We start from the raw sequence: 15,428 nt of genomic DNA, 5'->3' as shown, positions 1-15,428 counted from the left end.
CCGGGGGTGTCGGGGGAGCGGGCCGCTTCCTGACAGGATGGGCCGCATGCGCGCGACGACGATCCACGGTACCCGAGACATCCGCGTCTCCGACGTTCCCGACCCGACGATCACCGCACCGACCGATGCGATCGTGAAGATCGTGGCGGGGTGCATCTGCGGCTCGGACCTGTGGCCCTACCGCGGCGAGAACGACATCACGCCCGGCGACACGATCGGCCACGAGTGCGTGGGCGTGGTCGAGGAGGTCGGCGCCGACGTCACGTCGTTCCGGCCGGGGGACTTCGTGATCGTGCCGTTCGACCACTGCGACAACACCTGTGCGCACTGCCGGGCCGGCGCCCAGTCCGGCTGCGTGAACCTCGGCTTCACCGAGAGCGGGCAGGCGGAGTACACCCTGGTCACGCAGGCCGAGGGCAGCCTCGTGAAGACCGACGGCATGCCCGACGCCGCGATGGTCCCGTCGCTGCTGACGCTGGCGGACGTCTTCCCGACGGGCTGGCACGCCGCGGTCTCCGCAGGTGTGCGCCCCGGAGGTACGGCGGTGGTGGTCGGCGACGGTGCCGTCGGGCTGTTCGGCGTGCTGGCCGCGTCGCTGCTCGGCGCCGAGCGCGTCGTCGCCATGTCGCGCCACGAGCCGCGGCAGGCGATCGCCCGCGCGTTCGGCGCGACCGACGTCGTCGCCGAGCGCGACCAGGCCGGCGTGGACGCGGTGCTCGAGCTGACAGGCGGGGTCGGCGCCGACTCCGTCCTCGAGTGCGTCGGGACCGACCAGTCGATGCAGACCGCGTTCAAGATCGCCCGGCCCGGCTCGACCGTCGGCTTCGTCGGCGTGCCGCACGGCGTCGAGCTCCCGCTGCGGCGGATGTTCCGCGGCAACATCGGTCTCGCCGGCGGCATGGCCCCGACGCGCAAGTACATCCCCGAGCTGCTCGAGAAGGTGCTGGCCGGAGGGATCGATCCCGGCCTCGTGTTCGACCTGACGGTGCCGCTCGACGACGTGGCCGAGGGCTACCGCGCGATGGACGAGCGGCGCGCGACCAAGGTGCTGGTGCAGCCCTGACGGACGAAGGTCAGTCGCGGCGACCGGAGGTGTAGAGACCGACGCCGACCAGGAGGCCGATGCCGGCCGCCAGCTCGCTGACGAACACGGCCGTGTCGTCGTCGAGGAAGACGGCGAAGAGGATCAGCAGGATGCCGGCCAGGCCGCAGATGCCGAGGAACGGCTTCGGCGGCAGGCTCGTGTTGAGGGCCATCGCGCACAGCACGACCGTCGTACCGATGACGCCGTCGCGGTAGCCGGCCCACATGCCGTCGGCCGTGGTGCCGTAGAGCAGCCAGCTGGCCAGGATCAGGCCGATGCCGGAGACCAGGATCAGCAGCCAGCCGAGGGGCGCCATCACCGGCACCGGGCCGGACGCGACCGGCGCGCCGGTGTGGACAACGGGGGTGCCGGGGGCGGTACGTCGCTCGGGTGTCGCCATGGCGCAAAGCCTAGAGCACTGCCTCGGTGGGTAGAGCCCGGGACATGACCTCGCTGGTACTCGGCCCGTTGCTGCGCTACGTCGACGACACGACGGCCACCGTCTGGGTCGAGACCCGGGACGCCGCTGAGGTGATCGTCGTCGCCGGCGGCCAGCGCGCGAGCGCGCGCACCTTCGCCGTGCACGGCCACCACTACGCGCTCGTCGAGCTCGCCGGGCTCACGCCCGGCAGCCGCACGCCGTACGTCGTGGACGTCGACGACGCGCAGGTCTGGCCATCGACGGACCCGGCCTTCGCGGAGTTCCCGCCGTCCGTGATCAGCACCCTCCAGCCGGGCAAGCCCCTGCGGATGGCCTTCGGCTCCTGCCGCGTCAGCGTCGACCACGACGCGGCGGGCACCGAGCAGTTCGGCGTCGACGCGATGCGCGCCTACGCGCTCTTCATGGCGGGCATCACCGAGAGCGGCTCCGAGGACCCGGGGGAGCGGTGGCCCGACCTCGCGGTCTTCCTCGGTGACCAGGTGTACGCCGACGAGACCAGCGACGAGATGCGCGCCTTCATCGAGCAGCGCCGCGACCCGGAGCAGGCTCCGTGGTTCGAGCTCAAGGACTACGAGGAGTACGCGCACCTCTACCGGCTCGCGTGGTCCGACCCGGCCAACCGCTGGCTCCTGTCGACCCTGCCCACGGCGATGATCTTCGACGACCACGACATCCGCGACGACTGGAACACGAGCTGGACCTGGCGCCAGGACATGGAGTCGACCTCGTGGTGGCACGACCGGATCGTCGGCGGCCTCGCGTCGTACTGGGTGCACCAGCACCTCGGCAACCTCGGCCCCGAGGAGCGGGCGGTCGACGAGCTCTGGAAGCGGATCACGGCGTACGACGGGCCAGAGGAGCTGGACGTCAGCGATGCCGTCGACGCGCTCGCCGACCGTGCGGACCAGCACCCCGAGACCTACCGGTGGAGCTACTCCCGCGACTTCGACACGCAGGCCCGGCTGGTCGTCATCGACTCACGCGCCGCCCGGGTGCTCGAGCCCGAGCGACGCTCGATGCTCGACGACGGCGAGATGATGTGGCTGGACGCCCAGCTGCAGGGCGATCTCGACCACCTGCTGATCGGCACGTCGCTGCCCTACCTGCTCGCGCCGGGGCTGCACCACATCGAGTCGTTCGGCGAGTCGATCGCCGAGGGCGCCTGGGGCGGCCCGGGCCGCCGGCTCGGGGAGTGGGCGCGCAAGCGCGCGGACCTGGAGCACTGGGGCGCGTTCGAACGGGGCTTCCGCGACGTCGCCGGGCTGGTCCTCGAGGTCGCGGCGGGCCGGCGCGGCCGGGCGCCACGCACCATCACGTTCCTGTCCGGCGACGTGCACCACAGCTACGTCGCGGAGGCGTGGCCCCGCGACGGGGTCGTGGCGAGCCGGATCCTGCAGGCGGTCTGCTCGCCGATCCGCAACCCGCTGCCGCGGGGGATGCGCGGGTTCACGGCGCTCGCGGCGAAGCGCGCGACCGGCAAGGTCGGCCGGCTGCTCTCGCTCTCCGGTCGGGTGCCGCGCGAGCCGATCCGCTGGTCGGTCACCGAGGGACCCTGGTACGACAACAACCTCGCGGTCCTCGAGCTGGCGCCCGCGGGCCTGCGGCTGTGGTGGAACGCGGGCGAGGTCGTCGACAACCCGGAGCGGCCGGTGCTGACCCGGGTCGCGACCGTGGACGCGATCGGCTGAGTCAGGCGACGGCGCGGCTCGGCACGCCGGCCGGCACGCAGTCGCAGCTGTCCCCACACGCGAGGTAGGTGTGAGGAGCGTGGCCGCAGTGCGTGCACGGCATGTCGTGCGAGAGGTGCACGGCGTTCGTCTGGACGGTGTCCCACATGGCGCTACCTCCTCCCGTGCTTCTCGGGTCCTGCCCCCCAGCAGGTCTGGCCGTTCACATCGGCCCCGACACTCTCGACGTTAGGCATCCGCAGCCCGTCGTACGGCGGTTCGAGGTCGAATGCCCCGTCCTGAGCAGGCTCGCGTAGCCCGTCCGGGCCAGGCGCGCATGGCAAAATCGTGCGGGTGAGCACCCCCACCGACGAGCAGCGCCGTCGCGACCTGGTGCTGCTGCGCCGGGTCCGGGACCGGATGGACCGGGAGTACGCGCAGCCGCTCGACGTCGAGGCGCTGGCCCGCGGCGTCAACGTGTCGGCGGGGCACCTGAGTCGCGAGTTCAAGCGCGCGTACGGCGAGTCGCCGTACTCCTACCTGATGACGCGGCGCATCGAGCGCGCGATGGCGCTGCTGCAGCGCGGTGACCTGAGCGTCACCGAGGTCTGCTTCGAGGTCGGGTGCCAGTCACTCGGCACGTTCAGCACGCGGTTCAAGGAGCTGGTGGGGATGTCACCGAGCGCCTACCGCGACGCGGCGCACGAGATGAACGGCGTGCCCCCGTGCGTGGTCAAGCAGGTCGCGCGACCGATCCGGGCGCGATCGATCAGGAATGGAGAAGCGCCGGCGGTCGACCCGCACCTAGCGTGATCCGCATGAACCTCACCATCCACACCACCGTCCTCCCGCACGAGGACCCCGACGCCTCCGTGGCGTTCTACCGCGACGTCCTCGGCTTCGAGGTCCGCACGGACGTCGGCTCCGGCACGATGCGCTGGATCACCGTCGGCCCCGTGGGCCAGCCGGGCACCTCGATCCTGCTCGGGCCGCCGGCCGTCGACCCCGGCATCACCGATGCCGAGCGCCAGATGATCGCCGACATGATGGCGAAGGGCACCTACGGCTGGATCCTGCTGGGAACCACCGAGCTCGATGCGACGTTCGACTCGGTGCAGGCCAGCGGTGCCGAGGTGGTGCAGGAGCCGATCGACCAGCCCTACGGACTGCGCGACTGCGCCTTCCGCGACCCCGCGGGCAACCTGGTCCGCATCCGAGAGGTGGCCTGAGATGAGGACGATGACCTGCCAGCAGATGGGTGGTCCCTGCGACCAGGCGTTCCAGGGCGAGAAGGCCGACGACGTCATCAACCAGCAGGACCAGCACCTCAAGGACATGGTCGCGGCCGGCGACGAGGCCCACGTGCCGGCCAACAACGACATGCGTGGCCGCTGGAAGCACCCGATCAAGGGCATGGGCTGGTACAAGGACACCAAGAAGGCGTTCGCCGCCCTGCCGGAAGACTGAGGAGTCACCGCCCGCATGCACGGAGCCGACAGCCACGACCTGATCCGGGTGACGGGCGCGAGGGTCAACAACCTCAAGGACGTCAGCGTCGAGATCCCGAAGCGCCGGCTCACGGCGTTCACCGGGGTCTCGGGCTCCGGAAAGAGCTCCTTGGTCTTCGGGACCATCGCCGCCGAGTCGCGTCGGCTGATCGACGAGACCTACTCGACGTTCGTGCAGGGCTTCATGCCCAGCCTGCCGCGTCCCGACGTCGACGCGCTCGAGGGGCTGACCACCGCCATCCTGGTCGACCAGGAGCGCCTGGGCGCCAACCCGCGCTCCACCCTCGGCACGGTGACCGACGCGAACGCCATGCTGCGCTCGCTCTTCAGCAGGCTCGGTACGCCGTACATCGGCGGCCCGACGGCGTTCTCCTTCAACATCCCGACCACCAGGGCCAGCGGCGTCATGACCGGGCCCAAGGGCGAGAAGAAGATCGTCAAGGACGCGGTCTACCTCGGCGGCATGTGCGCCGAGTGCGAGGGACGCGGGACGATCTCCGACCTCGACCTCTCGGTGATCATCGACGAGTCGAAGTCGCTGGTCGACGGCGCGATCCTGGTGCCGGCCTACACCGCCGACGGGTGGATGGTCGCCACCTACATCGAGTCCGGGTTCGTGGACCCGGACAAGCCGATCAAGGACTACACGGAGAAGGAGCGCAACGACCTCCTCTACAAGCAGACGACGAAGATCAAGGCCAAGGGGATCAACGTCAGCTACGACGGGCTGATCCCGAAGATCCGCAAGTCGATGTTCAGCAAGGACGTCGACTCGCTGCAGCCCCACATCCGGGCGTTCGTCGAGAAGGCTGCCGTCTTCAAGACCTGCCCGGTCTGCGACGGCACCCGCCTCAACGAGTCGGCGCGGTCGTCGAAGATCGGCGGCGTCAGCATCGCGGACGTCTGCGCCATGCAGGTCGTCGACGCCGCCGCGTGGGCGCGCACGATCGACGACGGTGGCGTGGCGCCTCTCGTCGAGGGCCTGCTGCACCTCTTCGACTCGTTCGTCGAGATCGGCCTGGGCTACCTGTCCCTCGACCGACCGTCGGGGACGCTGTCCGGGGGAGAGGCCCAGCGGACCAAGATGGTGCGGGCCCTCGGCTCGTCGCTCACCGACGTCACCTACGTCTTCGACGAGCCGACCGTGGGGCTGCACCCCCACGACATCGCCCGGATGAACAACCTGCTGCTGGAGCTGCGCGACAAGGGCAACACGGTCCTGGTCGTCGAGCACAAGCCCGAGACGATCGCGATCGCCGACCACGTCGTCGACCTCGGACCCGGAGCCGGCACCGGCGGCGGGACCATCTGCTTCGAGGGCACCGTCGAGGAGCTGACGGCCTCCGACACCCTGACCGGTCGCCACCTCCACCACCGGGTACGGCTCAAGGACGACGTACGCACCCCGTCGGGGAAGCTCGAGATCCGGGGCGCCACCGAGCACAACCTGCGCGACGTGGACGTCGACCTGCCGCTGGGCGTCCTCTGCGTCGTCACCGGGGTCGCCGGCTCGGGCAAGTCGTCGCTGATCCACGGGTCGATCCCGGCCGAGGACGACGTGGTGTACGTCGACCAGGGTGCGATCCGCGGGTCGCGACGCTCCAACCCGGCGACGTACACGGGACTGCTCGAGCCGATCCGCAAGGCCTTCGCGAAGGCCAACGGCGTGAAGCCGGCGCTGTTCTCGGCCAACTCCGAGGGCGCGTGCCCGACCTGCAAGGGCAACGGGATGATCTACACCGAGCTCAGCTTCATGGAGACCGTTGCGACGCCGTGCGAGGACTGCGGGGGCAAGCGGTTCCAGGCGGCGGTGCTCGAGCTGCGCTTCGGCGGCCTGAACATCGCCGAGGTGCTCGACCTGCCGGTCGCGGAGGCGCACGCGTTCTTCGCCGAGGGGGAGGCGAAGACCCCTGCCGCCGCAGCGATCCTGGCGCGGCTCGAGGACGTGGGGCTCGGCTACCTCCGGCTCGGCCAGCCCCTGACCGCCCTCTCCGGCGGTGAGCGCCAGCGGCTCAAGCTCGCGATGAGCATGGGGGAGAAGGGTGGGGTCTACGTCCTCGACGAACCGACGACCGGCCTGCACCTCGCCGACGTCGAGAACCTGCTCGGCCTGCTGGACCGACTCGTCGACGGCGGCAAGTCCGTGATCGTCATCGAGCACCACCAGGCCGTGATGGCGCACGCCGACTGGATCATCGACCTCGGGCCGGGCGCCGGCAACGACGGCGGCCGGGTCGTCTTCGAGGGCACGCCCGCCGACCTGGTCGCCGACGGCTCGACGCTCACCGGCCAGCACCTGGCGGAGTACGTCGGGGCCTGAGTCTCACCGACCGTCGTCGAGCCGCTTCACCCGTCGTATGCCGGCGGTGAGGCGGTAGGACGTGTCGACGAGCTCGCGAACCTCGTCCCAGTCGGTGTGGTCGGTGAGGTGGAGCCCGACCCAACCGGCGACACCGAGGTACATCGGGAGGTAGCAGCGCGCCTCCGCCAGGAGCGCCGGCAGCTCGACCGGGTCGGCGAGCACGAGCACCGACGAGCCGTGCCGGACGTACCCGTCGTCCAGCTTCTCGCTGCCGCCGTAGTAGGCGAAGACCTTGGTCGTGTAGAACGCCGGGATGCCGAAGGAGACCTTCTCGGCCGCGTCCGGGAACGTCAGCGTGATCTCGCGGAGGCGCCCGAGCACCGGGTCGTCGTCGTCGAACATCCGCGGGTGGGCCACGGCCGCCACGCTAGTCCGGCGGGGCCGTCGGACCCCACGTTTGGTCACCAACCGCAGATCTGGAGCGCTCCCACCACACGTTTGGTCACCAACCGCAGAACCGGGGCCGGCGGCAGGGGGCCGTTCGTCAGGACCCGACCGGGCGGTAGGAGGCACCGTCGGAGGCGAAGTCGGCGTGACCCAGGCGGGCCAGGATGACGTCCAGCTTGTGCACGAGCCGACGGTCGACGCGGTCGCCGAGCCCGGGCGCGCGCTGAGCAAGCCGGTAGGCGAGTACCTGGCCGCCGACCAGGACGGCCACCCCGACGGCCTGGACCCGGTCGGCGCGGCTCAGCGCGACGCCCATCTCCGCGGCCCGGGCGTCGTCGCCCTCGAGGAAACGCTTGACGAAGAACGCCTTCGAGAAGCTGCGCTCGAAACGGTCGTGCACCCGGCTACGGAGACCGTGGTCCGGCTCCAGGTAGGCCTTCATGGTCGCGCGCAACAGCGCGCCGCAGGTGTCGTCGTCGTACGCCTTGCGCAGCGTCGCCTGGCGGGTCCCGAGCGCGTCGATGATGCCGCGCGGCGTGCCGGGCAGCAGCTCCTCCGGCAGCCCGAGCAGGAAGCACCGGTAGCGCGAGAGCTCGACCCGGGCCTGCTCCTCGCGGGTGAACTCGGTGCGACCCGAGCGGACGACGTTCAGCGCGAGCACGAAGATCGTGAGCAGGCCGGCGGGCATCTGGTCGACCTGGGGGATCGGTACGCCGTACACGCTCGAGTCCCACTTGCCCCGGCGCAGCACGTTGAAGCGGACCATCGAGTGCATCAACCGCACCTTGGCCGCCGCCCTGAAGCCCGGCCCGTGCCGCTCCAGCGCGCCCGGCAGCACGGTGCAGGTGAAGAAGGTGGCGGTCTCCTTGATCCGGTTCGCGGCCATGTCCTCACCGAGCGCGCCGGTCATCGCCATCGGGAGCGCCGCGTAGGCATTCATGAACGTCGCGACGAACGCGCCACGGATGGCGTACGGGCTCACGTGCGCGCTCAGGTTGCGGTCCAGGCGCGCACCGAGCTCGACGAGCTCCATGTCGAGCCACTCCGGGCGGCGCTCCATGTCGGCGATCAGCGCGCGCAGCTCGGGCGGGGCGTCCGCGACGGCCTCGACCCCGTGGTCGCAGGCCTCGTCCAGCATCTCCACGAGCCGCTGGAACCCGATCTCGGGCAGCAGCGCGGCGTACGCGTCCGCCACGGCGTCGCCCAGCATCGTGAACGCCTCGATGACGGCGACCTGATCCGTGTTCTCGAGCAGCCGCTGCCGCTGCGGCTCGAGCGCGGTGCCGAGCTGGGACTCGACCTCGGGGTCGACGGTGAACCGCTCCGGACGGGCGTCGAAGTCGATGCCGCCGTACATCTGCGGCAGTGCGGTGCGCTGGCTGAGCACCTGGTCACGGAGCTCGGCGAGGGAGGGTGTCGGGGTGGCGGACGGCACGCTCGGACACTAAAGTCGACACCAATGTCGAGTCAAGGAGCTGCCCCCGTACGCCGTACTCCCGGCGGTTGGACGCCGGTCGGTACGGCGGCGTCGCGGCGTACCGCGCACGAGTCCAACGGCACCGAGCGTGGCCGGGCCTCGCGGCGCAAGATCGTCGAGGCGGCCCGAACGGTGTTCGAGCGGGACGGCTTCTTCGACGCCCGGATCGAGGACGTCGTGGCGACGGCGGGCGTCGCGCGCGGGACCTTCTACACGTACTTCTCCACCAAGATCGACGTGCTGATGGTGATCGCGGGGGAGATCAACGAGTCCTTCTCCCAGGTCGCCGACGTCGACCACACCGCCATCGGCAGCTACCCGCCCGAGGTCGCCGTGCCGGCGTACGTCGAACGCGTGCTCGACACCTGTCGCGAGAACGCCCGCGTCATGGAGATCATCGACCAGGTCGCCACGACGGACGACACGGTCCGCGCAGCCCGGCGGCACGCGCGCGACCTCCACATCCAGGTGCTCACCGCGGCGATCCTGGACTGGCAACGCGCCGACCAGGTGCCGGCGGACCTGCCGGCGTCGGTCACCGCCGACGCGCTGGTCTCGATGATGGAGGGCTACACGCGGTGGTGGACGCCCGGTGAGCAGCCGTACGACGTCGTCGTGAGCTCGCTGAGCGCGGTCTGCCTCAGATCGCTGGGAGTGGCACTCCGACCCCATTCGTGAGCGTGAATTAGTCGCCGATAACTGACATTATGTCAACATCTCGACGTTGGAGCCGCTCCCGTACCGGGTCAGGACCACTCCTCCGGGGAACCTCCGGGTCTCCACCAGCTGCAGCGGCACCCAGCTCTCCAGGCCCGTGAAGAACGGCGACCCAGCGCCGACGATCACCGGGTGGGTGACGACGGCGTACTCGTCGACCAACCCGGCCCGCATCGCGGCCGCGGCGAGCGTCGCGCCGCCGATGTCCATGCGGCCGCCGTCCTCGGCCTTCAGTCGGATGATCTCGGCGACTGCGTCGCTGCTGACCAGACGCGCGTTCCAGTCGACCGCGCTGATGGTCGAGGAGAACACCACCTTCGACAGGGCGCGCCACCGACGGGCGAACTCGGCGTGCTGCGGTGAGACGTCCGGCTGTTGGTCGGCGGCCGGCCAGTGGGAGCTCATCCCTTCCCAGAGCCGGCGACCGTAGAGCGCCAGGTCGGCGGTCTCCATGCGGTCGCTCCACCACTGGAACAGCTCATCGCTCTGCACGCCCCAGCCGAGGTCGTCGTCGGGTGCGGCGACGTAGCCGTCCAGGCTCACGTTCATGGCGTAGGACAGGTGCCGCATCGAGTCGCCTCATTTCTGGCCCGACAGCCGTGTAGTTCCGCGCCTGCGAGGGCGCTGACCCCTAGGGTGCGCGTGTGACGAACTCGGGGGAAGCAGCCACGCCACGTCCCCAGCGCAAGCACCGCTCCATCCTGATCGAGACGCTCCTGCTGGTCGTCATCGCGCTCGTGGTGGCGGTCGTGCTGAAGACGTTCTTCGTGCAGGCGTTCTACATCCCGTCGCCGTCGATGGTGCCGGGCCTGGTGAAGGACGACCGGATCCTGGTCGAGAAGCCGTCGTACTGGGCCGGCGAGCCGCAGCGCGGTGACGTCGTCGTGTTCGAGGACCCCGGGCACTGGCTCCCGGACGAGGACTCCGGACCGGTGGGCCCGGTGGCGACGCTGCTGTCCAAGATCGGCCTCTACCCCACCGGCGGCCACCTGGTGAAGCGGGTGATCGGGGTCGGGGGCGACACGATCGTCTGCTGCGACGACCAAGGCCGGATCTCCGTCAACGGGCAGCCGCTCGACGAGGACGACTACGTCAACGAGCCGGAGACCTCGCCGTGTCGTGGGCCGCGAGGCCCCGGCGGTGACTGCAGCTGGACCGCCGGTCCGGTGCCGGACGGCGATCTCTTCGTGATGGGCGACAACCGCTACGACTCCGACGACTCGAGCGCGCACATGTGCTCGCCCGACGACACGGCGTGCGTGCCGGGCCAGGAGTTCTTCTCGCAGGACCTGGTGGTCGGGAAGGTCTTCGCCGTGATGCTCCCCCGCGACCACGCCACCTGGTTGCACCGGCCCGACACGTTCGCCGACGTGCCCGACGCGCCGTAGCTCAGCGCTCGGTCATCGCAGGAGGACGGGCGGTCCGTGGTGGTGTGACCGCGCCACCAGGTCGCCGTCGACCGTGGTGCTCGGTCCGTGCTCGGCGATGTCGTAGGAGCCCGCCATCTGCTGGGGAGGCACGCCCTCCATCGCGACGTGCACCAACGGCGTCCGAGCCCTTCCCTCCTCGATCGCCGCGGCGGCTGCCTGCTGCTCCGACGCCGGCCAGTACTGCTCGGTGATCGACTGCCACACCACGGTCAGCACGCCGTCGGCCACGGGCTGCGCGAGCTGCTCGGCCAGCCAGGCCGCGGCCGGGGCGCGGTCCACGGTGACCGGGTGCCGACGTGCGACGTCGAGCGCGGCCGCCAGCCTCGCGTGCCGGGCCAGGTCGAAGGGCCAGACGAACGAGGTCAGGTACGTCGCCCCCTCGGGCGTGCTCGCGTCGACCGGCGAGAGGTCGCAGCCGCGGCGCTCGACGATCGTGAGCTCCTCGGGGCGCACCCCCGGCGCCTGGGTGTCGAGCACCAGCGCGCTGTCGGCCGGCCCCGCGGCCCAGTTGGGCCCGACCATCCGGTAGCGGTCGACCAGCAGGTTGAGGCCCGCCGACGCCCCCGGCTCGAGCAGGCGCACCCGGCTCAGCCCGGTCCGGCGTACCGCCTCGAAGAGGCCGACGGCCAGGCAGGCCGAGCGCCCGACCTCGTTGGTCTGCGGCGCCAGGTCGAGCGCCGTGCGCAGCTCGTCGACGTGCTGCTCGAGCACCGGTCGGACGTGCGGCCAGGCCTGCTCGGGGTCGTCGCGGCCGCCGAGCGACGGGTAGAACGGCTCCAGCTGCGGCGCCTCCCCGCGCAGCACGATCCGGAAGATGCCAGCGAGCAGCCGAAGCTGGATCGCGTCACCGCGCGGCGCGTCGAGGTGGTCCGCGCAGATCGTCGCCGTCGCTCCCCCGGCGTCGAGGTCGTCGGCGAGCTCCGCCAGCAGGACGCCGTACAGGTGCTGACGATGGCCGAAGTGGTCGCGGAACTGGTCCGCGAGCTGCGCTGCTGTCATCCCGTCAACGTACGGCGAGAAGCAGTAGCGTCCTCGGCATGAGCGACCTTGATCTCGATCACATCGCCGCGGAGCGGGAGCGGATCCGCACGACGTACCTCTCCCCCGAGGCCAGCCGCCCGGCGTCCTCGGCGCGCGGGCTGCACCACTTCGCGATCGTCTGCGCGGACGTCGAGCGGACGGTGCGCTTCTACCAGGGTCTGCTGGGGTTCCCGCTGACCGAGATCTTCGAGAACCGCGACTACCCCGGCTCGAACCACTTCTTCTTCGACATCGGCCACGGCAACCTGCTCGCGTTCTTCGACTTCCCCGGCCTGGACGTCGGACCGTACGCCGAGGTGCTCGGCGGCCTGCACCACGTCTGCATCTCCGTCGAGCCGTCACGGTGGGAGCAGCTCAAGGCGAAGCTCGACGACGCCGGTGTCGAGTACGTCGCCGAGTCGGGCAGCTCGATCTACTTCCGCGATCCGGACGGCACTCGTCTGGAACTCATCTCGGACCCGCTCGGCGAGATGTACGGCACCGTCGTCCTCTGACGGCTCCCGGGCCCCGGCCGTGACGCGGAGCGGCCGAGCGGTGCCCGATCAGAGCTCGGCGAGCCGCGGGAGCACACCCTCGCAGACGGCGGTCGTCCAGCCGACGGGGTCGTCGGTGGGCGGCATCAGGGTGACCAACTCGATGCCCAGCGCGGCGTAGCCGGCCATCTCGGCGACGAACGCATCGGGGTCGGCGACCGGGTCGGCGCCGCCGATGCCGTTGACCATCGTCTTCTGGATCTCGTCGTAGTCGCGGCCGACGTCGTCGCAGTGACGACGCAGGACGTCGAGCTTGCGCCCGGTCTCCTCGGTGCCCTCGCGGAAGATGTTGCAGAGGTCGGCGTACTGCGCGACCAGGCGCAGCGTCTTCCGCTCTCCCCCACCACCGATCAGGATCGGCGGGTGCGGCTGCTGGACCGGCGGCGGCACGCAGAAGGTCTCGGCGAGCTGGTAGTGCTCGCCGTCGTAGGCGCCGTTGTCGTCGCTCCACATCTGCTTCACGATCTGCAGCGTCTCCTCCAGGCGCTCGAACCGCTCGCTGGTCGACGGGAAGGGCACCCCGAGGCCGAGGTGCTCGCGGTCGTACCAGGCGGCCCCGATGCCGAGCATCGCGCGACCGCCCGACAGCACGTCGAGGGTGGTGACGATCTTGGCGAGCAAACCCGGGTGGCGGTACGTCGTGCCGGTGACGAGCAGGCTGAGCCTGACGTCGGACGTCACCCCGGCGAGGTAGCCGAGGGTGGTGTAGCCCTCGAGCATCGGCTCCGGCGGGCCGCCGAGCGGCTCCATCTGGAAGTAGTGGTCCATCACCGTGAACATCGCGGCGCCGCCCTGGTCGGCGACCCGGGCGGTCTCCGTCAGCCGCGAGGCCAGGCGCGAGTTCCAGTCGGGGTGGGTGAAGTTGGCGTAGTGGATGCCGATGCGCACGGTCAGAGCCTAGGTCGGGGCCGGTCAGCGGATCCGGATGTAACCGCCGAGGCGGGTGTTGTCGTCACTGGTGATCGCCGGCAGCTCGGTCTTGTCCGACGAGGCCGTGCGGCTTGCCCGGACGTCGGTGAAGAGTCCGTACAGCTCGACCTTCTTCCCTCGCGGCAGGCAGCCGATGTCGATGCTGAGGGTGAAGGTGTCCTCGGTGGTGTTCAGCGCCTGGCGGGTGTGACCGAGGCAGATCGCCGGGCCGTCGCCGGCCGGATCCTTGTACGGGCGCACCCAGGGGGCCTGACGGGTGCCGAACTCTGCGCTGAAGGCGCGCTTCTCGATGTGGAAGTTCGCCCTCAGGTTCTGCCAGTAGTGGTTGTCGGACCTGATCACCCTGCTGAACCCGACGCGCAGGACCAACCGCCGGCCCTGCTTGTACAGGCGGATGGTGTTGACGTCACCGAGGTCGCGGTACTTGGCCGGCGCATCGGCCCACGCGTCCGAGTGCGTGGCGTCGTGGGACGGGTCGACGTAGAACCGGGAGGTCCGTGGCGTTGCGGAGGCCGGGCCGAACGTCGAGGCGACGAGTGCCGTGGACGCGACGACGGCGACGACTGCAACCAGGACGGCACGGATCGAGACAGAGGGGGTCACGCGCTGGCTTGTGCCCGCCGGGTGTGCGGGCGAAACCGGTGGCGTCAGCCGACGAGCCACCGGCCGCCGATCACCAGGCACCCGACGGTGAGCGCGAGCAGCACGACGACCCAGAGCACGCCCGGCACCCCGGTGAGCCGCGCGAGCATGTCGGGGTCGGACGTCCGCGCCTGACCGCGACGGCGGAGCAGCTGCACCTCGACGACCGGTCGGGGCGCCGCGAAGAGCAGGAACCACGTCCCGACGTACGCCGCCGCCGACTGCACCTCCCCGCTCCCCCACCAGCTCACCGCGACGACGGCCGCGCCCGCGAGCGCCACGACGTACAGGCCGAAGAAGTTGCGGATCTGGAGCAGCAGCAGGGCCAGCAGCAGCACCGCCAGCCACAGCACGGCGAGGGCATGCTGGCGCCCGAGCAGGTACGCCGCGCCGAGGCCGAGCAGTGCCGGCCCGGCGTACCCCGCGAACGCCGTCGCGACCATCCCCGGGCCACGCGGCTTGCCGCGCGAGACGGTCAGGCCGGAGGTGTCGGAGTGTAGGCGGATGCCGTGCAGCGAGCGGCCGGTCAGCAGCGCGACCAGCCCGTGCGCACCCTCGTGGGCGATCGTCACCACGTGCCGGCAGACCGGCCACGCCCACGGCGTGATCACCAGCAGCGCCGAGAACGCCGCGGTGGCCAGCACGCCGCCGTCGCTCAGCGGTGGCTGCGTCCCGGTGACGTCGTCCCAGATGGAGGACAGGACGTCGGCGGCGCTCACGTCACCAGCCTGCCGGACGGGCGTGATCCGGGGTCGGCGCGGGTACGCGAACCACATGAGCGGACCCGACCAGGACCACCAGCGACCCGACGGCGTCGACGACGCCACGGTCGAGGCACTCGGCCGGCTCTCCGAGGCGCTCGAGGTCGTCGAGGAGGCACGCGGCCTGCTGTACGCGTTCCACCGGCGGTGCGGCACGGCCGACCTCACCCTCGGCGACGCCGTCGACCAGCTGCGCAAGGCCGGCCACACCGACCTCGCCGACCGCATCGAGCGCGAGCTCGTCGGCCGCAACATCATCGAGGGCCGGTGGAGCTTCCAGGTGGTCGAGGAGTACGACGCGGGCTACTACACGCCCTTCCGCGACCTCGAGCAGGCTGCCCGCGACGAGCTGGTCGCCGGCCGCCGGCATCTCTACGAGGCCGAGATGAAGGAGGACCGGCGCACCGACGGGCTCCCCGGGCATGAGGCGACACCCTGATCGGTACG

The 15,428-nt window shown here is 70.9% G+C and carries 19 protein-coding genes; 10 read left to right on the top strand and 9 right to left on the bottom strand.

Annotation, left to right across the window (positions count from 1 at the left end; translation table 11 throughout):
- Positions 1 to 46 precede the first annotated feature (46 nt).
- Positions 47 to 1,063, top strand: coding sequence for a zinc-dependent alcohol dehydrogenase family protein (locus ACFPYL_RS13175; RefSeq protein WP_379154696.1), 1,017 nt, complete (start codon positions 47 to 49; stop codon positions 1,061 to 1,063).
- A 10-nt stretch (positions 1,064 to 1,073) separates the two neighbouring features.
- On the opposite strand, the gene ACFPYL_RS13170 is transcribed toward ACFPYL_RS13175, so the two are convergent.
- A complete protein-coding gene (locus tag ACFPYL_RS13170) occupies positions 1,074 to 1,484 on the bottom strand; it encodes a hypothetical protein (RefSeq protein ID WP_379154693.1) in 411 nt (136 codons plus the stop codon).
- 44 nt (positions 1,485 to 1,528) lie between these two features.
- Between ACFPYL_RS13170 and ACFPYL_RS13165 the strand changes: the two genes are divergently transcribed.
- Entirely contained in the window at positions 1,529 to 3,214 is a 1,686-nt protein-coding gene (locus tag ACFPYL_RS13165) for an alkaline phosphatase D family protein (RefSeq protein ID WP_379154690.1), read from the top strand.
- 1 nt (position 3,215) lies between these two features.
- On the opposite strand, the gene ACFPYL_RS13160 is transcribed toward ACFPYL_RS13165, so the two are convergent.
- Complete coding sequence (locus ACFPYL_RS13160; RefSeq protein WP_379154687.1) at positions 3,216 to 3,362, bottom strand: hypothetical protein; 147 nt, start codon at positions 3,360 to 3,362, stop codon at positions 3,216 to 3,218.
- Positions 3,363 to 3,547: 185 nt separating this feature from the next.
- Between ACFPYL_RS13160 and ACFPYL_RS13155 the strand changes: the two genes are divergently transcribed.
- The 4 genes from ACFPYL_RS13155 to ACFPYL_RS13140 are packed head-to-tail and all read left to right on the top strand — an operon-like array spanning position 3,548 to position 7,021.
- Positions 3,548 to 4,006, top strand: coding sequence for a helix-turn-helix transcriptional regulator (locus ACFPYL_RS13155; protein WP_379154684.1), 459 nt, complete (start codon positions 3,548 to 3,550; stop codon positions 4,004 to 4,006).
- Between the two features lie 5 nt (positions 4,007 to 4,011).
- The gene (locus tag ACFPYL_RS13150; RefSeq protein ID WP_379154681.1) at positions 4,012 to 4,422 is read left to right on the top strand and encodes a VOC family protein; all 411 of its coding nucleotides are present in this window, start codon (positions 4,012 to 4,014) and stop codon (positions 4,420 to 4,422) included.
- A 1-nt stretch (position 4,423) separates the two neighbouring features.
- The gene (locus tag ACFPYL_RS13145) at positions 4,424 to 4,660 is read left to right on the top strand and encodes a hypothetical protein (RefSeq protein WP_379154678.1); all 237 of its coding nucleotides are present in this window, start codon (positions 4,424 to 4,426) and stop codon (positions 4,658 to 4,660) included.
- A 15-nt stretch (positions 4,661 to 4,675) separates the two neighbouring features.
- On the top strand, positions 4,676 to 7,021 hold the full coding sequence (locus ACFPYL_RS13140; RefSeq protein ID WP_379154675.1) for an ATP-binding cassette domain-containing protein: 2,346 nt from the start codon (positions 4,676 to 4,678) through the stop codon (positions 7,019 to 7,021).
- Between the two features lie 3 nt (positions 7,022 to 7,024).
- On the opposite strand, the gene ACFPYL_RS13135 is transcribed toward ACFPYL_RS13140, so the two are convergent.
- A complete protein-coding gene (locus ACFPYL_RS13135) occupies positions 7,025 to 7,420 on the bottom strand; it encodes an MmcQ/YjbR family DNA-binding protein (RefSeq protein ID WP_379154673.1) in 396 nt (131 codons plus the stop codon).
- 127 nt (positions 7,421 to 7,547) lie between these two features.
- Positions 7,548 to 8,885, bottom strand: coding sequence for a hypothetical protein (locus tag ACFPYL_RS13130; RefSeq protein ID WP_379154670.1), 1,338 nt, complete (start codon positions 8,883 to 8,885; stop codon positions 7,548 to 7,550).
- Between the two features lie 24 nt (positions 8,886 to 8,909).
- On the opposite strand from ACFPYL_RS13130, the gene ACFPYL_RS13125 reads away from it, so the two are divergent.
- Positions 8,910 to 9,605, top strand: coding sequence for a TetR/AcrR family transcriptional regulator (locus ACFPYL_RS13125; protein ID WP_379154667.1), 696 nt, complete (start codon positions 8,910 to 8,912; stop codon positions 9,603 to 9,605).
- A 27-nt stretch (positions 9,606 to 9,632) separates the two neighbouring features.
- On the opposite strand, the gene ACFPYL_RS13120 is transcribed toward ACFPYL_RS13125, so the two are convergent.
- A complete protein-coding gene (locus ACFPYL_RS13120; protein WP_379154665.1) occupies positions 9,633 to 10,214 on the bottom strand; it encodes a dihydrofolate reductase family protein in 582 nt (193 codons plus the stop codon).
- Between the two features lie 74 nt (positions 10,215 to 10,288).
- Between ACFPYL_RS13120 and lepB the strand changes: the two genes are divergently transcribed.
- Entirely contained in the window at positions 10,289 to 11,032 is a 744-nt protein-coding gene (gene lepB, locus ACFPYL_RS13115; RefSeq protein ID WP_379154662.1) for a signal peptidase I, read from the top strand.
- A 12-nt stretch (positions 11,033 to 11,044) separates the two neighbouring features.
- Here the strand turns inward: lepB and ACFPYL_RS13110 are convergent, their stop codons facing one another.
- On the bottom strand, positions 11,045 to 12,073 hold the full coding sequence (locus tag ACFPYL_RS13110; RefSeq protein WP_379154659.1) for a DUF2332 domain-containing protein: 1,029 nt from the start codon (positions 12,071 to 12,073) through the stop codon (positions 11,045 to 11,047).
- Between the two features lie 38 nt (positions 12,074 to 12,111).
- Here ACFPYL_RS13110 and ACFPYL_RS13105 point away from each other — a divergent pair, with 38 nt between their 5' ends.
- Positions 12,112 to 12,609: a VOC family protein gene (locus ACFPYL_RS13105; RefSeq protein ID WP_379154656.1), complete on the top strand. Its 498-nt coding sequence runs from the start codon at positions 12,112 to 12,114 to the stop codon at positions 12,607 to 12,609.
- Positions 12,610 to 12,657: 48 nt separating this feature from the next.
- Here the strand turns inward: ACFPYL_RS13105 and ACFPYL_RS13100 are convergent, their stop codons facing one another.
- The 3 genes from ACFPYL_RS13100 to ACFPYL_RS13090 are packed head-to-tail and all read right to left on the bottom strand — an operon-like array spanning position 12,658 to position 14,939.
- Positions 12,658 to 13,536: an LLM class F420-dependent oxidoreductase gene (locus ACFPYL_RS13100; RefSeq protein WP_379154654.1), complete on the bottom strand. Its 879-nt coding sequence runs from the start codon at positions 13,534 to 13,536 to the stop codon at positions 12,658 to 12,660.
- A 24-nt stretch (positions 13,537 to 13,560) separates the two neighbouring features.
- A complete protein-coding gene (locus tag ACFPYL_RS13095) occupies positions 13,561 to 14,181 on the bottom strand; it encodes a hypothetical protein (RefSeq protein ID WP_379154652.1) in 621 nt (206 codons plus the stop codon).
- A 44-nt stretch (positions 14,182 to 14,225) separates the two neighbouring features.
- Complete coding sequence (locus tag ACFPYL_RS13090; RefSeq protein WP_379154649.1) at positions 14,226 to 14,939, bottom strand: M50 family metallopeptidase; 714 nt, start codon at positions 14,937 to 14,939, stop codon at positions 14,226 to 14,228.
- Between the two features lie 55 nt (positions 14,940 to 14,994).
- On the opposite strand from ACFPYL_RS13090, the gene ACFPYL_RS13085 reads away from it, so the two are divergent.
- Positions 14,995 to 15,420: a hypothetical protein gene (locus tag ACFPYL_RS13085; protein WP_379154646.1), complete on the top strand. Its 426-nt coding sequence runs from the start codon at positions 14,995 to 14,997 to the stop codon at positions 15,418 to 15,420.
- The last annotated feature ends 8 nt before the right edge of the window (positions 15,421 to 15,428 follow it).

The organism is Nocardioides hankookensis, from assembly GCF_042658885.1.
In the GTDB taxonomy this organism is placed as follows: domain Bacteria; phylum Actinomycetota; class Actinomycetes; order Propionibacteriales; family Nocardioidaceae; genus Nocardioides; species Nocardioides hankookensis.
The sequence above is the reverse complement of the archived record's forward strand: the minus strand, read 5'-3'. Positions and strand labels throughout refer to the sequence as shown.

Excerpts from the sequence above, each read along its gene's own strand:
- ACFPYL_RS13175 (WP_379154696.1), top strand. The coding sequence starts at position 47 with ATGCGCGCGACGACGATCCACGGTACCCGAGACATCCGCGTCTCCGAC.
- ACFPYL_RS13125 (WP_379154667.1), top strand. The coding sequence starts at position 8,910 with ATGTCGAGTCAAGGAGCTGCCCCCGTACGCCGTACTCCCGGCGGTTGG.
- ACFPYL_RS13165 (WP_379154690.1), top strand. The coding sequence starts at position 1,529 with ATGACCTCGCTGGTACTCGGCCCGTTGCTGCGCTACGTCGACGACACG.
- ACFPYL_RS13105 (WP_379154656.1), top strand. The coding sequence starts at position 12,112 with ATGAGCGACCTTGATCTCGATCACATCGCCGCGGAGCGGGAGCGGATC.
- ACFPYL_RS13120 (WP_379154665.1), bottom strand. The coding sequence starts at position 10,214 with ATGCGGCACCTGTCCTACGCCATGAACGTGAGCCTGGACGGCTACGTC.
- ACFPYL_RS13160 (WP_379154687.1), bottom strand. The coding sequence starts at position 3,362 with ATGTGGGACACCGTCCAGACGAACGCCGTGCACCTCTCGCACGACATG.
- ACFPYL_RS13110 (WP_379154659.1), bottom strand. The coding sequence starts at position 12,073 with ATGACAGCAGCGCAGCTCGCGGACCAGTTCCGCGACCACTTCGGCCAT.
- ACFPYL_RS13170 (WP_379154693.1), bottom strand. The coding sequence starts at position 1,484 with ATGGCGACACCCGAGCGACGTACCGCCCCCGGCACCCCCGTTGTCCAC.
- ACFPYL_RS13140 (WP_379154675.1), top strand. The coding sequence starts at position 4,676 with ATGCACGGAGCCGACAGCCACGACCTGATCCGGGTGACGGGCGCGAGG.
- ACFPYL_RS13085 (WP_379154646.1), top strand. The coding sequence starts at position 14,995 with ATGAGCGGACCCGACCAGGACCACCAGCGACCCGACGGCGTCGACGAC.
- ACFPYL_RS13145 (WP_379154678.1), top strand. The coding sequence starts at position 4,424 with ATGAGGACGATGACCTGCCAGCAGATGGGTGGTCCCTGCGACCAGGCG.
- ACFPYL_RS13150 (WP_379154681.1), top strand. The coding sequence starts at position 4,012 with ATGAACCTCACCATCCACACCACCGTCCTCCCGCACGAGGACCCCGAC.